General features: G+C 43.8%; 15 protein-coding genes and 2 tRNA genes. 12 read left to right on the top strand and 5 right to left on the bottom strand.

The features are described from left to right. Positions 1 to 44: 44 nt before the first annotated feature. Positions 45 to 779 carry a sulfite exporter TauE/SafE family protein gene (locus tag GLO7428_RS08935; RefSeq protein WP_015188240.1) on the bottom strand — a complete coding sequence of 245 codons (735 nt, stop codon included), beginning with the start codon at positions 777 to 779 and terminating at the stop codon, positions 45 to 47. Positions 780 to 1,552: 773 nt separating this feature from the next. On the opposite strand from GLO7428_RS08935, the gene GLO7428_RS08930 reads away from it, so the two are divergent. The 3 genes from GLO7428_RS08930 (at position 1,553) to purF (ending at position 6,310) form a co-directional block, all read left to right on the top strand. Continuing rightward, positions 1,553 to 2,257, top strand: coding sequence for a hypothetical protein (locus GLO7428_RS08930; RefSeq protein ID WP_155823647.1), 705 nt, complete (start codon positions 1,553 to 1,555; stop codon positions 2,255 to 2,257). Between the two features lie 65 nt (positions 2,258 to 2,322). Further along, the gene (gene purL, locus GLO7428_RS08925) at positions 2,323 to 4,641 is read left to right on the top strand and encodes a phosphoribosylformylglycinamidine synthase subunit PurL (RefSeq protein WP_015188238.1); all 2,319 of its coding nucleotides are present in this window, start codon (positions 2,323 to 2,325) and stop codon (positions 4,639 to 4,641) included. A gap of 181 nt (positions 4,642 to 4,822) precedes the next feature. Then, positions 4,823 to 6,310, top strand: a complete 1,488-nt coding sequence (gene purF / locus GLO7428_RS08920) for an amidophosphoribosyltransferase (protein WP_015188237.1) — start codon at positions 4,823 to 4,825, stop codon at positions 6,308 to 6,310. A gap of 61 nt (positions 6,311 to 6,371) precedes the next feature. Here the strand turns inward: purF and GLO7428_RS08915 are convergent, their stop codons facing one another. Then, positions 6,372 to 6,989 (bottom strand): chorismate lyase, encoded by a 618-nt coding sequence (locus GLO7428_RS08915; RefSeq protein WP_015188236.1) that lies wholly within the window; start codon positions 6,987 to 6,989, stop codon positions 6,372 to 6,374. Between the two features lie 258 nt (positions 6,990 to 7,247). Between GLO7428_RS08915 and rpsP the strand changes: the two genes are divergently transcribed. The 8 genes from rpsP to GLO7428_RS08875 all read left to right on the top strand — a co-directional run bounded on the left by rpsP (position 7,248) and on the right by GLO7428_RS08875 (position 12,413). Then, positions 7,248 to 7,508: a 30S ribosomal protein S16 gene (gene rpsP, locus GLO7428_RS08910; RefSeq protein ID WP_015188235.1), complete on the top strand. Its 261-nt coding sequence runs from the start codon at positions 7,248 to 7,250 to the stop codon at positions 7,506 to 7,508. After that, positions 7,489 to 7,878 (top strand): KH domain-containing protein, encoded by a 390-nt coding sequence (locus GLO7428_RS08905; protein ID WP_231295570.1) that lies wholly within the window; start codon positions 7,489 to 7,491, stop codon positions 7,876 to 7,878. The genes rpsP and GLO7428_RS08905 overlap by 20 nt, the downstream gene beginning before the upstream one ends. A gap of 99 nt (positions 7,879 to 7,977) precedes the next feature. Continuing rightward, the gene (locus GLO7428_RS08900; RefSeq protein ID WP_015188233.1) at positions 7,978 to 8,931 is read left to right on the top strand and encodes a PhoH family protein; all 954 of its coding nucleotides are present in this window, start codon (positions 7,978 to 7,980) and stop codon (positions 8,929 to 8,931) included. Then, positions 8,850 to 9,380 carry a ChuX/HutX family heme-like substrate-binding protein gene (locus tag GLO7428_RS08895; protein WP_339366838.1) on the top strand — a complete coding sequence of 177 codons (531 nt, stop codon included), beginning with the start codon at positions 8,850 to 8,852 and terminating at the stop codon, positions 9,378 to 9,380. The genes GLO7428_RS08900 and GLO7428_RS08895 overlap by 82 nt, the downstream gene beginning before the upstream one ends. A 36-nt stretch (positions 9,381 to 9,416) precedes the next feature. Then, positions 9,417 to 10,217, top strand: coding sequence for a DUF6816 family protein (locus tag GLO7428_RS08890; protein ID WP_155823643.1), 801 nt, complete (start codon positions 9,417 to 9,419; stop codon positions 10,215 to 10,217). A gap of 137 nt (positions 10,218 to 10,354) precedes the next feature. Then, on the top strand, positions 10,355 to 12,172 hold the full coding sequence (locus GLO7428_RS08885; RefSeq protein WP_015188230.1) for an ABC transporter ATP-binding protein: 1,818 nt from the start codon (positions 10,355 to 10,357) through the stop codon (positions 12,170 to 12,172). A 75-nt stretch (positions 12,173 to 12,247) separates the two neighbouring features. Next, positions 12,248 to 12,330, top strand: a tRNA-Tyr gene (locus tag GLO7428_RS08880). A gap of 11 nt (positions 12,331 to 12,341) precedes the next feature. Next, positions 12,342 to 12,413, top strand: a tRNA-Thr gene (locus GLO7428_RS08875). Between the two features lie 54 nt (positions 12,414 to 12,467). On the opposite strand, the gene GLO7428_RS08870 is transcribed toward GLO7428_RS08875, so the two are convergent. The 3 genes from GLO7428_RS08870 to GLO7428_RS28930 are packed head-to-tail and all read right to left on the bottom strand — an operon-like array spanning position 12,468 to position 13,371. Next, a complete protein-coding gene (locus GLO7428_RS08870; protein WP_015188229.1) occupies positions 12,468 to 13,040 on the bottom strand; it encodes a (2Fe-2S) ferredoxin domain-containing protein in 573 nt (190 codons plus the stop codon). 14 nt (positions 13,041 to 13,054) lie between these two features. Continuing rightward, positions 13,055 to 13,258 (bottom strand): putative nitrogen fixation protein NifT, encoded by a 204-nt coding sequence (gene nifT, locus GLO7428_RS08865; protein ID WP_015188228.1) that lies wholly within the window; start codon positions 13,256 to 13,258, stop codon positions 13,055 to 13,057. Then, positions 13,255 to 13,371, bottom strand: a complete 117-nt coding sequence (locus GLO7428_RS28930) for a nitrogen fixation protein NifZ (protein WP_231295611.1) — start codon at positions 13,369 to 13,371, stop codon at positions 13,255 to 13,257. Before GLO7428_RS28930 ends, nifT begins: the two co-directional genes overlap by 4 nt. A 265-nt stretch (positions 13,372 to 13,636) precedes the next feature. Between GLO7428_RS28930 and nifX the strand changes: the two genes are divergently transcribed. Beyond that, positions 13,637 to 14,041, top strand: coding sequence for a nitrogen fixation protein NifX (nifX, locus tag GLO7428_RS08855; RefSeq protein ID WP_015188227.1), 405 nt, complete (start codon positions 13,637 to 13,639; stop codon positions 14,039 to 14,041). Positions 14,042 to 14,133: the final 92 nt, after the last annotated feature.

Genomic DNA, 14,133 nt, shown 5'->3' with positions numbered 1-14,133 from the left:
CCCTTACTCCTGCTATATATTCTGCTCTTATCAAAGTGCGATCGCTACCACGAAAACAGCAGTTTTAGTCCGGCAATAACTAATAATATCGATAGTAGCCGTTGGAAATTTGCACTTTTGTGCTTACTACCATACTCGGCACCAATAAAACCACCAATAATAGCTGATGGTGCCCAAAATATAATGGCTTTGGGCAATAATGTTGTGTGCGAAAGATGTCCGAGTAATCCAGCAGTTGAATTGACAAGAATAAATGCAGCGGAGATTCCCGCAGATTGGCGCGGATCTGCCCAGCCCATAAGTAAAAGTAGCGGAGATAGAAAAATTCCGCCACCGATACCCGTGACGCCTGATAAAAAACCGATCGCTGCGCCTGACAAAAGTGCAGCAAGTAGCGGTATGGCTTGAGATGTTGCTGTAATTGTGTGATGCGTGCGAAAAAGTTTATAAGCTGCAACGAGTAAAGCGCCACCTGTAATCGGATTGTAGATACTCGCAGGTAAAGTCAGATACCCACCGATAAACGAACATGGTATCGAAGCGATCGCCAGTGGCAAAAATAACGACCAAGAAAAATATCCCGCACGATAAAATTTCACTGTCGCGATCGCTGCAACTAATATATTCAGTGTCAAAGCCGTCGGTTTCATCACCGCTGGGGCGACACCCATCAATGCCATAATTGTCAGATAACCCGACGAACCTGCATGACCAACAGAGGAATACAATACTGCTGCTGCAAAAATTAAAACAGCAAGTATCAAGGTTGTGGCATTCACTAAAAAGCTACTCAGACGCGACTATCACAAATGCGATCGCATTCACTCTACTTTTAGTCTGTTTCCTTCACAAAGTCAAGATTGCATTCTTCAATCTTTATCACCAAAGACTGCGACCTAAACTTATTATTAACTTGTTCAACTAATGAGTATAGCTTCCAATTACCTATTACCCCTTACCTGCTCGATGACTTACATTAGCTTCAACATTATTTGACTAAATTAATAGTGAAAAATCCGCCAGTGCAGGATTGCTGGCGGTGAGTCTAGAAGCAGGAGAGGAATCGCGTTAACTGAATTGATTGTAATCGCTAAGTTCTCGCACAATCTCCAGTATAATCACGGTTTTTTTGTTAATAGACAATTTATCTTCGGGGTTTTCTGGGAGGTCAAAATCTGAAAACTGAGACAATTAGTCGTATTTTTGAATAAATCATGCAGAATTCAAGCGCATATTTTTAACGCTTCTGTAACTTGTCACGAATTAACTCAATCTTCTTACGTTCAAATTTACTTTTTTATATTTTTGAGCTAAATTGAATTAATAAACGTTTAGCTACTTTATAATAAAACAAGATAGCCCCTTGCCATTAATCTGAGGTTTTGAATCTTATAGGTAAGAGTAGCACTTTATAACTTCTATTTTAGGTGAATGCTTGATCTAAGTGATGGAATTCGTCAACTATTTGAATAAGATAGAACGAGGTATTTAATTTCTGACGCTAATCAAGTGAGGGAACAATATAGTAAGTTAGGCGATCGCTTATATTGTCATGAATATCAAAATATTTATTGACGCTGAAAAATATTCAAGATTCTCCATGAAACCCTATCAACTTACTTACTTAATAAGTTGTTTATTCTTATTGAGTGCGACAGCTTGTTCTCTTGCTAGTACAGAAGGCATAAATCACAACAATTCAAGAGATTTGACTCAAGTTGAGTCACCTAGAGATACACAGAAACCATCGACAAAAACAGCCACTATTAATATTGAAGGAGAAAAAACAACTGTTTCTTTACAAGAGTATAGCCACCCACTCTTTACAACCTACTTCCCGAACCAAGATTTTATTCCTGAATCAGTTAGTTCTGGCGAAGGCACTACAGTTCGATTTTACACCAACTTTGGTGGGACAAAAAATGAAGCAGCGTATGTTCAACTCTTCTTTCCAGGTTATGCTAATACACTCAACCAGTTGAAACAAAGTTGGATTGAAGGAGAAAACGGTTTACTTGCATCAAATGGCTGGCGAATTGTTGAGGTTGTGCAAGAAGCTACGTATCCCTGGGCTAAGGAAAAAATCGTCTTTCATCAACCCGAAAAAAATATAACAGGTACTGTATATCTTGGAGAAGTGGCAGGGAATGCGTTCTATGTTGTGACGCATTACCCAGTAGAATACGGAGATGGATTTATGCCCAGAGCTAATATCATTCTGCAAAACTTAGATATCAATGCATCAAATTCAAGCTGAAACTTATGTGAAGGGATGCGCTCAAATCGATAAAATAATTCTTTATCCTGTCTCCTAATACAGTTATGTCCGTCCTCTCTTCTGCACCTTTTTCGCTTGAAGAAATTACAAACGAAGGTTTAAAACCTGAAGAATACGAAGAAATTGTGCGGCGACTAGGACGCCATCCAAACAAAGCTGAGTTAGGGATGTTTGGCGTCATGTGGTCAGAACATTGTTGCTATAAAAATTCGCGATCGCTCCTTAAACAGTTTCCCACAACAGGCTCCCGTATTCTCGTTGGACCTGGAGAAAATGCGGGTGTCGTAGATTTGGGTGACGGACTGCAACTTGCTTTCAAAATTGAATCGCACAATCACCCTTCAGCGGTTGAACCATTTCAAGGAGCGGCGACAGGCGTTGGCGGTATTCTCCGTGATATTTTTACAATGGGGGCGCGTCCGATCGCACTACTCAACTCGTTGCGGTTTGGTTCGCTAGAAGACGCCAAAACACGACGATTATTTACCGGTGTCGTCGCAGGTATTAGCCACTATGGTAATTGCGTAGGTGTTCCCACAGTTGGCGGCGAAGTTTATTTCGATTCTGCGTACTCAGGAAATCCGTTAGTTAACGTGATGGCGCTTGGGTTGATGGAAACTGAGGAAATCGTCAAGTCTGGTGCTTCAGGATTAGGAAATCCGGTGCTGTATGTCGGTTCTACCACAGGACGCGACGGGATGGGCGGTGCAAGTTTTGCAAGTGCAGAACTCAGCGACGAATCGGAAAAAGATCGTCCCGCAGTACAAGTCGGCGATCCTTTTCTAGAAAAATCTTTAATTGAAGCTTGTCTAGAAGCGTTTAAAACAGGTGCAGTTGTCGCCGCACAAGATATGGGCGCAGCAGGTATTACCTGTTCAACTTCAGAAATGGCTGCTAAAGGCGGAGTCGGAATTGAACTTGATTTAGATAAAATTCCGGTACGCGAAACGGGGATGGTTCCTTATGAATATCTACTTTCCGAATCGCAAGAGAGAATGCTATTTGTTGCCCAAAAAGGTAGAGAACAAGAATTAATTGATATTTTTCACCGTTGGGGACTGCACGCGGTCGTTGCTGGTACAGTGATTAGCGAACCGATTGTCCGCATTCTCTTTCAAGGTAAAGTCGCCGCCGAAATTCCCGCAACGGCTTTAGCCGAAAATACACCAATTTATCACCGCGAATTACTCAGCGAACCCCCCGCTTACGCGCGTCAAGCTTGGGAATGGACAAGCGATCGCCTCCCACCATGTAATGCATCTGGTATGGAAATCCAAGACAATCACGCTTGGAGTGAGATTCTACTCACCTTATTAGATACACCCACAATTGCCTCTAAGCGCTGGGTATACCGCCAGTACGATCATCAAGTCCAAAATAATACTGTCATGCTTCCTGGGGGTGCAGATGCTGCAATTGTCCGCTTGCGTCCTCAAGCACAATCTGCGCCTGCAAACTCAGCAGTCGCCGCTACAGTCGATTGTAACCCGCGTTATGTGTATCTCAATCCCTACGAAGGAGCAAAAGCCGTTGTTGCTGAAGCCGCGCGAAATCTTAGCTGTGTTGGGGCAGAACCTTTAGCCGTCACAGATAATTTAAACTTTGGTAGTCCAGAAAAACCTGTAGGTTACTGGCAATTAGCAGAAGCTTGTCGTGGTTTAGCAGATGCTTGCCGAGAATTTCAGACACCTGTTACAGGTGGTAACGTATCACTCTATAATGAAACGCTCGATTCTTTTGGTAATCCACAACCAATTTATCCGACTCCTGTCGTGGGGATGGTAGGGCTAATTCCTGATTTGACGAAAATTTGCCCTCAAGGCTGGAAAACACCAGGCGATATTATTTATCTTCTCGGCTCATCCTTAAAATCGCACATTACTTTGGGTGGTTCTGAGTATCTTGCCACAATTCACGATATGGTTGCCGGATTACCGCCACAAGTTGATTTTGATTTAGAACGTCAGGTACAAGCGGCTTGTCGCGAAGGAATTCGTCAAGGTTGGATCAATTCAGCCCACGATTGTGCAGAAGGTGGAATTGCGATCGCCCTCGCTGAATCGTGTATCGGTGGTAACTTAGGCGCAAAAATTACACTTATCCCCGACACTGATTTGCGCTGGGATGAAATTCTTTTTGGCGAAGGTGGTGCAAGAATTCTTGTTTCTGTCTCGCCAGAACAACAAACACAGTGGGAATCTTATTTACAACAGCACTCGGCTGCGCATTGGCAAAAAATTGGCTTGGTCGAATCCGACACATTCTTACGAATTTCTACGTCCGATCAGCTATTAATCGAAGTTACAATCGAATTGATGCGCGATCGCTACTGCAATGCAATTCCCAGACGTCTAGATGTCTAGCTCAAGTTTGAGGAGTTTCAAAAATAACCCTGACCCCTGACCTCTTCTACAATAAGCATTCTTACGCTACTGTGGTAAGAGGAATAGTTAACGATTTATTAAGCTCGGTTAAACATTCTGAAATTTCAGCTAGAGACCAACTTTACTGAACCAACACCCCGCTCAGGAGCAAAGCAGCAGCATGATTCCCAACCATTCCCATTTATTGCCCAACGCCGAAGCAGTAGATATCGATGGCGTAGCGCGTCCTGATAAACCTGAAGAAGCCTGTGGCGTTTTTGGTGTCTATGCACCAGGGGAAGATGTTGCCAAACTCACTTACTTTGGTTTGTATGCGCTCCAGCATCGCGGTCAAGAATCAGCAGGGATTGCGACCTTTGTCGGGGATAAAGTTTACTTGCATAAAGAAATGGGATTAGTTTCCCAAGTCTTTAACGAATCAATTTTACAAGAATTACCTGGTGATATTGCCGTAGGACATACCCGCTATTCCACCACAGGATCGAGTCGCGTTGTTAACGCCCAGCCTGCTGTCGTCCCCACGCGTTTAGGTTCACTTGCTCTAGCACATAATGGCAATTTAGTCAATACGGTGCAACTGCGCGAAGAACTACAAAAAGCACACTGTAACTTAGTTACCACAACAGATTCAGAATTAATTGCATTAGCGATCGCCGATGAAGTCAACAGTGGTAAAGCCTGGTTAGAGGGTGCGATCGCAGCTTTTCAACGCTGTCAAGGCGCATTTAGCTTAGTCATCGGTACTCCAGCGGGTGTGATGGGTGCGCGCGATCCCAATGGAATTCGCCCTCTCGTGATTGGGACTCTTCCTGACAATCCGCAACGCTACGTATTAGCTTCCGAAACGTGTGGTTTAGATATTATTGGAGCAGATTATCTCCGCGATGTCGAACCAGGGGAGTTAGTCTGGATTACCGAAGCAGGACTTGCGTCGTTTCACTGGGCGCAACAGCCACAGCGTAAGTTGTGTGTTTTTGAGATGATTTACTTTGCGCGACCGGATAGCGTGATGCACAACGAGAGTTTATATACCTATCGCCTCCGTCTTGGACGTCAACTCGCGCAAGAATCTCCGGTAGAGGCGGATATTGTGATTGGTGTTCCCGATTCAGGTATTCCGGCGGCAATTGGTTTTGCCCAAGCATCGGGAATTCCTTACGCTGAGGGGCTAATTAAAAACCGTTACGTTGGACGCACCTTTATTCAACCAACGCAGACGATGCGCGAATCAGGCTTGCGGATGAAACTCAATCCTCTCAAAGATGTCCTCGCAGGCAAAAAAATTGTGATTGTAGACGACTCAATTGTTCGCGGGACAACAAGCCGCAAACTTGTCCGCACACTCCGCGATGCAGGGGCGATTGAAGTGCATATGCGCGTCTCTTCACCGCCTGTGACGCATCCTTGTTTTTATGGCATTGACACAGATAGTCAAGACCAATTGATTGCTGCAACTAAATCTGTTGCCGAAATTGCCGCACAAATCGAAGTCGATTCTTTAGCATATCTCACACAAGCGGGAATGCTCAAAGCAACTCAAGAAGATACAAATACTTTTTGTACAGCTTGCTTCAACGGTGAATATCCGATTCCCGTTCCTGAGATCGTCAAGCGTTCTAAACTTATGCTCGAAAAAGTTGTTGTTTAACCTGATTCCTTTGGCTGCTGATATTACAGAAATCAGTAGCCTTGTTTATCAAATCGTAACTTTATTCGCCACAATCCAAATGCGTTGCGCCGAGATATTTTGTTAGGTAAGGTGAGAAAACCTCGTAAATGAGCGTTAGCGGCTGCCCGTGATGCCAAAATAGGTAATGGCGACCCCAAAATGGACCCGATTCAGAAAAAGCCGACTCTAAAGCTTCTGAGTGACCGTAGTAAAGTCCTTGGACATCGCGATACAACTCTGTACGCAGGCGAGTTAAACTAGCCCAGATGGGTAAATTGCGATTTTGTAAATACTCATCTACATGACTTGCTTCCCACCAAGAAGTCGCATACGCTAGTCTTTGTCCCGAAGCAGTACGCAGCCATACCTGACGCCGCAAACGCGGTCCTGGAACAGCTTGAATTTGCGCTGGTGCGCCATCCAAGTTCATGCCAATCGCAGACATATCGATCACGTCAACTTCGGTCGGTTCCCCTGTTAAGAGTTGCAAGTGTCTTGTCGGAGAACCATCCCCCAACAACAGCAACTGCCAAGCAGGCGCTAGCTGAGTATGCGGTAAGCCTTGCTGTACAAATTCTTCTCCTCCTTGCCACAGTGGTGCTAGACGGTGCCAAGTTGTCGCGCTTACGTTGTCGGCTGATCTATAAGTTGCAGTCAATTTTTTTTACAAAACTTCATACCCTATGCATCAGATTATAAACAATTCTGCTGCGCTATCGATAGGGATCAAAGGTCAGAGGTCAGAGGTTAGGGAAAGACGAGTGATGAGTTATTAAGAGGTGAGGCACTGTCTAACCCTTATTATTGTTATCTGCTTGAAGCTGAAGTAGAGAAAGTGGTATTATAATTTATTCAGTCAATCATAAAGTACAAACTGGTAGCTGATTTCTAGAAACAGGAGAAATTAATTTCTAACATGATCAAACTGCGATTAAAGAGATTCGGTAAAAAACGGGAAGCGAGTTACCGGATTGTTGTTATCAATAGCCGCTCTCGTCGTGACGGTCGCCCCTTAGAAGAATTGGGATTCTATAATCCAAGAACCGATGAAACACGGTTGGATGTTCCAGGAATCGTGAAAAGACTTCAACAGGGCGCTCAACCCACCGATACCGTGCGTCGCATCCTTGAAAAAGCAAATGTCTTTGAACAAGTCAGTGCCTCAGCAAACCAGTAGCCCCAAATATACTGAATTAGTTAAGTTTCTAATTCAGCCATTTTTAGAAAATCCCAACTCCTTAAGCGTAGACTGTGAAGTGTCTCGTAGTACTAACAAGGTTTGGATACGCGTAGCCTTTGAAGGCGATGATAAAGGCAGAGTATACGGTCGAGGCGGGCGAAATATTCAGGCGATTAGAACTGCGATCGCAGCAGCCGGCGCAATAGCAGAGCAATCAGTTTACCTAGACATCTATGGTGGAGAAGCTCAAGAACGCGATGTACCAGCTGTTGTAACTAAAGAACGAGTCGATGCGACCTCATCTCCAGAAAAGCGCAGAACAACTAAGCCTAACGTTAGACAGCGATCGCGATCGAGCGTTAATTGATGACAGCAGCACGAAGTTACAAATTAGGGGTTGGTTCAGTTGCTCGGACTAACCCCTGAAATTTAATTATCAATCTTACATCAAGACTTAAAAGATTTTATGGCAGAGGCATCAACGATTCAGCTGCCGAGTAAAGAAAGTGCGATCGCGCTTTCTGGAGAGCATGAAGAAAACCTAAAAACTCTATCGCGACAAACTGGCGCAAATATTGTACTGCGCGGGCAAGAACTTCATATTTCTGGAACCGAAAAGCAAATCGAACTTGCCCAAACATTAGTGCGATCGCTATCCGATCTATGGCTCAAAGGCAACAGCATAGCATTAGCTGACATTCTTACCGCCCGTCAAGCCTTAGATACGCATCGCGAAAATGACCTGCAAGACTTACAGCGCAGTGTTCTAGCGCGAACCCGCCAGGGAGAAGAAGTTCGTGCGAAAACCTTCAAACAGCGACAGTACATCCAGGCAATTCATAAAAATGACTTGACTTTTTGTACAGGACCTGCTGGTACAGGTAAAACGTTTCTCGCAGTTGTAATTGCGGCGCAAGCACTCTTAGCAAATCAGTACGAAAGGCTTATCCTCACGCGTCCAGCCGTCGAAGCAGGTGAAAAACTCGGCTTTTTACCAGGAGACTTGCAACAAAAAGTAAATCCTTTCCTGCGTCCGCTTTACGATGCGTTGCATGAATTTATCGACCCTGAAAAAATGCCCAGCTTGATGGAACGCGGCGTGATTGAAGTTGCTCCCTTAGCTTATATGCGCGGGCGTACCTTAAATAAAGCTTTTGTGATTGTTGACGAAGCTCAAAATACGACACCAGCGCAGATGAAAATGGTGCTAACGCGCCTTGGTTTTCGTTCGCGTATGGTCGTAACGGGAGATATGACGCAAACTGACTTACCTGGACACCAAGAGTCAGGATTAGCTGTCGCGCTCAATATCTTACGCCATGTCGAAGGTATTGGCTTCTGCGAATTTTCGCAAAAAGACGTTGTGCGCCATCCTCTCGTTCAAAGAATCGTCGAAGCTTACGAACACTACGAAAAATAAGTCCCTATCACCAGTTACCCATTACCCATTACCAATTTCTTATGAGTGCGACATTAAAAGAATTTCTCGAAGCTTGTGAGTCACTCTCTACCCTGCGTTTAATTGTGACGAGTAGTGCGGCGGTTTTAGAAGCACGTGGCAAGCTGGAGAAGATATTTTATGCCGAGTTGCCGAAAGGAAAATATGCGAATATGCATACCGAGGGTTTTGAGTTTCATCTCAACATGGATGAAATTCAGCAGGTGAAGTTTGAAACGGGTGAAGCGAAACGCGGTAATTTTACGACGTACGCCATTCGGTTTTTGGATAAAGAGGGAAAGCCTGCGCTGAGTGCGTTTTTGCAATGGGGTAAACCTGGAGAGTATGAACCAGGTCAGGTTGAGGCTTGGCAAACTTTGCGCGAACAATACGGTGAAGTTTGGGAACCGGCTTTGGTGGAGAGTTTGTGATGGGAATTGAACCACTTTGGCACAAAGATTTTAGAGATGAGGGTTTTTTGGGGGTTGTGTCTTGTTATTGCTTTGTTTTTGAGCGGTAACGAGGCGGTGGCTGGGCAGTTAGCTGATCGATTGGCAAGTTTTCCGCATTGGAATAAACTTGTTGTGCAGGTGGCGCAGGGGGATTTAGTTTATCCTGATTGGATGGCTGGTAGTTGGAATGTGACAAGTACGCTGATTGATGCGGTTGCACCGTTAGCGCCTGAGATTGTAACTCCTGGGTTTGAGAGTAATCGTCAAAATTTACAGCAGCCGATTCGTTTTCCTGTGCGGTTTGAGGAAAAGAAATTGTTTCAATCGCAGGCGTTTGCTCCTACTACGGTGCGCTCGGCGGTGGTTGCGGATCGCGCTTTTAATGGGTTAAGTTTGGCAAAAGCTTATTTAGGTGATGTAGCGATCGCACTAAAAGTCGATCCTCAGTCTCCGAATCGTCAGATTACTTTACTTAAAGGCGATCGCCAGTTGGTTTCGATTGTCTCAGGTCGTGCTACAGAAACGCTAGGAGAAAATCAATTTATCACAACCGAGGTGTTTCAGCAGTTCTTTCGTAGTAAAGATTCGCGTCCCTATTTCAACGAAGTTGAATCGACAACTGCTTATCACTATCTTCCACAATCTGAGCCTACAATTATAGCTGACCAAGTGACTGCGGTTTATTTATCGCCTCAAGATCCAGATTACTTTGCGGCGGCTTCTCGACCTGTCGCGCTGTATCGCTATCGATTAGAATTTTCTCGTGTTGATCCGCCAAAAACACGAAAGCCAGCGGTTGAAACCGCAGCTACATAGACAAAACCTGTCTTCACAGGTTTTTACACGATGAGTTTGTTCTATCTATAAAGGAAGTCGCGCAGCTTTTTTGTAGTATTTGTATTATTATGTAATATAAGCTGCGATCGCAGCGATGCAGAAATCGGGACAGCAATATGGCAGATTTGCGGGACATCCTCAGATACTACAAAAACTACAGAGCGATCGCAATTTTGAGTATTGCAGCGGCAAGCGTATTTGAAATTATCGATCTGGTTGTGCCGTATGCGATCGGACAAATTTTGAATGTGCTATCGAATCAACCTGTAGACGGGATAGTACAAAGCATGGTAATTGCGCTATCTCAACTAACGCAAACACCTGTCAATCGATTGTTTTCGCTGGCGGTTCTGTTAGGTTTAGTGTTCTTAGTGACTGTGGTTCGCGCACCACTACAAGTTTGGTTAAGCTTTTGGTTTCACTGGGATATTGCTTTACGTACCCGTCGCGATCACGCGCAAAAAACGCTAGAGAAAATCCTCACGCTACCACTAGAATTTTATGACGAAAATAATCCTGGGCGAATTGCAGGACGCGTCGCGCGAGGACTCGAAAACCATACTTGGACTTATCCAGAAATTGCTGGACAATTGATTCCTAAGTTATTCCGCGTTTTAGGAATTTTTCTGATTATTTGGTTTATTGAGTGGCGGATTGCGTTGTTGTTTCTTGTATCTTTCGTATTTATTCTCAGCTTTAGTTTGAAAGACTTAAAGCAGTTGATGGATCAAGAACGACGGCTAGATCGGTATATGGAAAATACGCAAAGCCGCACGTCAGAGATTATTACCAATATCAAAACCGTCAAAGCCTTTGCAACAGAAGCTGCTGAGTTAAAACGCCAACGACAGCGCTTAGATCGCGAATTAAACGTTGTCATTTATCGCATTCACTTGGGTTACATCAAGTTATCAACTTGGCAAAGAACTGTAGTTCAGTTTTGTGTTTTTGGTGTATTAGGTTTAGCGCTTGCGGCTACTGTAAGCGGACAAATCTCGCTGGGACACTTTGTTACGACCTTAACGATTTCTAGCATGGCGTATGCTGAACTTGAACCAATCAGCAACTTAGCAGAGATCTTTGCGCGTCGCTATGCTTCAATGCTGCGCTTTCATGAATTTATGCAGCAACCGACGGGGAAAGATGCTGCAAGTTTGGTGAGTACATCCGCAAATACAGCGATGTATGAATTTACAGGTAAAGTTGAGTTTTCACACCTGACGTTTGGTTATGACCCGAATCGTCCGGTTTTAAAGGATATTAACTTATTGATTGAACCGTATCAAACTGTGGCGCTTGTCGGGCGATCGGGTTCGGGTAAATCGACTTTGGTGAAGCTACTGTTTCGCTATTTTGAACCGGATCAAGGTCAGATTCTAATTGACGGTCAAGATATTCGCGATTTAGACATTGCTGGATATCGTCGCCGCTTGGCAATTGTGCATCAAGAAGTTGATGTTTTTAATGGCACTTTGCTTGATAACCTGACCTATGGTAATCCGCACGTGAGTTTTGCACAAGTTGAGGAAGCTTGCCGAATTGCAAGGTTAGATGAAGTGATTCAACAAATGCCGCAAGGGTACAATACGGTAGTTGGTGAAAGAGGCTTGCGCTTATCTGGCGGACAAAGACAAAGACTCGGAATTGCGCGATCGCTGTTAGTCGATCCTGATGTTTTGATCTTTGATGAAGCAACTTCGAGTCTTGATTACGAGTCGGAACGTTCGATTCAACTTGCTATGCGCTCAATTCTGGGTACGCGGACGACAATCATTATTGCGCACCGTCTCAGTACTGTCCGCGAAGCTGATAAAATTGTCGTTCTCGACCAAGGTAGAATCGTCGAAGTTGGCAGTCATGATGAATTACTTCGTCAACAAGGTATTTACCGCCGTCTGCACTCGCTGCAAGAAACTGGAGAACTTTTGAGCTAGTAAAGACAAAAAATTGTAAAAGACTACTTCCACTTTTCAAAAGCTTGCGCTATTATAATAAATCGTGGGTTAAAAGGGTCGATGCCCGAGTGGTTAATGGGGGCGGACTGTAAATCCGCTGGTTTACACCTACGCTGGTTCAAATCCAGCTCGGCCCACCTCATTTTTTGCCCGTGTAGCTCAGTGGTAGAGCACACCCTTGGTAAGGGTGAGGTCGCGAGTTCAATCCTCGCCACGGGCTTTAGAAATTTGTCAGCGTCTAGATTAAATTGTGCGCAATGCGATCGCAAGCTTCTTACTCAATGCTTCTAGCCTGATGGATAACTGCGGTTGTCCTCATTGTATCGAGTAACGTAACGACGATCGCTTCAGGAGTCATGCCGTTTAAACGAACGTTACCAGGTTTGAGGAGGAGATTAGGCGCTTGAGAACAGCGTTTTAAACAGCCGGTTGCTTGAATGACAACGCGATTGCTCAAACCCCGCTCGTGCAATACTCGTTCTAAATCCGACAGTAATCTACTACCACCCTTTTTCAGACAACCTGACTTATAACAAGCAACAATCTTAATTTTATTTTCTACGCTGTTACTCTCTGATGCTGTCAGATGATTAACGCGATCGGCTTTCCAGCGTAATTCACTTGTTTTGGATTTCAGCTTCTTTTCGCCAAAAACTTCGATCCAGTCGTTGGGTTGTAAACTCAAGCCAATTCTAAAACGCGACTGTTTACCTAGTTTAATTCTGAGGTTGCCCGTTTCAATGGCGAGTTGCAAGTATTTAGGTGTACCGTCTCCATCAAGGATAAAACCTAAAAATTCTCCTTCGAGGCGAAAGGGTGATAGGCGATCGCGCTGATCGTCACTCATATTTTCTACTTCCTTTAAGCTAGTCTTTTAGCTTCGATCGTCTGCGGTAATCGTAAAGGTTCGGGTAAATCTGGAATTGCTAATTCCCAACCATTAGCTAAGGTAAAAATCTTACCCTGATCGCCATCAATTTGATTGACCACTTCTTCCTCAAGATCTTTTTTAGCAACATAAACGACTAAATGTCCCGCAGCATTCTGACGTAGCATAACTTTCATTGGATTTCCTCAACAGCTTCGAGTTCTTTTTTGCGACAACCAACAATGAAACCTTTTTCGATAAAATGCACCGCATAGATATAGGAATTTTGCAAAAACGTACCAATACTGATGACATAGCCAATTTCTCCTTTCTTAGCAAGAGTTGCGCCAATTTCTTGCCCAGGATATGTGCATCGTTGCGGATCAGTTTGCGCGTTTTCACTTTTGTACCAATGTCAAACACTGGGGGTAAATCGAGTTCTAATTCATCTGATTGCATAGAATCCTATCGTTTTACTTAAAGGTTTGTATTCATAGAAAGCAGAGGTGCAGAGGGAGCAGAAGAGCAATTACCAATTACCAATTACCAATTACCAATATAACTGGAGGATAATTATGAAGATTGCCTTCACAACAAATGACCAAATTCATATTAATGCTCATTTTGGTTGGGCAAGAAAAATTGATGTTTATGAAGTGTCGCCGGATGAATATAAGTTTATCAAAACTCTACGATTTGATGGCAATCTGAAAGAAGATGGCAATGAGGATAAATTAGTACCAAAAATTGAAGCATTAGCTGATTGCACAATTGTTTATGTATCAGCAATTGGTGGAAGTGCAGCGGCTCGATTAATTAAAAAACGCATTACACCAATTAAGGCGAGATCTGAGGATGATGAAATTACAGATGTTTTGGAAAGATTAGTCCAAACATTGAAAGGTAGTCCTCCGCCTTGGTTAAGAAAAGCTTTGCAACAAAAATCATCAAATTTTGTAGAAGAGGAAGTAACTATATGACCACTGAAACTGTTAAACAAATTACTGAAGAAATGCTAAATTCTCAGTTTCTTCAGGAGTTAGTTAGTTAGACAAATTCGCGCCCAAGATTC

This window comes from Gloeocapsa sp. PCC 7428, from assembly GCF_000317555.1.
Lineage (GTDB): Bacteria > Cyanobacteriota > Cyanobacteriia > Cyanobacteriales > Chroococcidiopsidaceae > Chroogloeocystis.
The sequence above is the reverse complement of the archived record's forward strand: the minus strand, read 5'-3'. Positions and strand labels throughout refer to the sequence as shown.

Bases quoted from the DNA above. Each gene is read 5' to 3' on its own strand.
- nifX (WP_015188227.1), top strand. From the start codon at position 13,637: ATGAAGATTGCCTTCACAACAAATGACCAAATTCATATTAATGCTCAT.
- rpsP (WP_015188235.1), top strand. From the start codon at position 7,248: ATGATCAAACTGCGATTAAAGAGATTCGGTAAAAAACGGGAAGCGAGT.
- GLO7428_RS08890 (WP_155823643.1), top strand. From the start codon at position 9,417: ATGAGGGTTTTTTGGGGGTTGTGTCTTGTTATTGCTTTGTTTTTGAGC.
- nifT (WP_015188228.1), bottom strand. From the start codon at position 13,258: ATGAAAGTTATGCTACGTCAGAATGCTGCGGGACATTTAGTCGTTTAT.
- GLO7428_RS08885 (WP_015188230.1), top strand. From the start codon at position 10,355: ATGGCAGATTTGCGGGACATCCTCAGATACTACAAAAACTACAGAGCG.
- purF (WP_015188237.1), top strand. From the start codon at position 4,823: ATGATTCCCAACCATTCCCATTTATTGCCCAACGCCGAAGCAGTAGAT.
- GLO7428_RS08930 (WP_155823647.1), top strand. From the start codon at position 1,553: ATGAATATCAAAATATTTATTGACGCTGAAAAATATTCAAGATTCTCC.
- GLO7428_RS08870 (WP_015188229.1), bottom strand. From the start codon at position 13,040: ATGAGTGACGATCAGCGCGATCGCCTATCACCCTTTCGCCTCGAAGGA.
- purL (WP_015188238.1), top strand. From the start codon at position 2,323: ATGTCCGTCCTCTCTTCTGCACCTTTTTCGCTTGAAGAAATTACAAAC.
- GLO7428_RS08900 (WP_015188233.1), top strand. From the start codon at position 7,978: ATGGCAGAGGCATCAACGATTCAGCTGCCGAGTAAAGAAAGTGCGATC.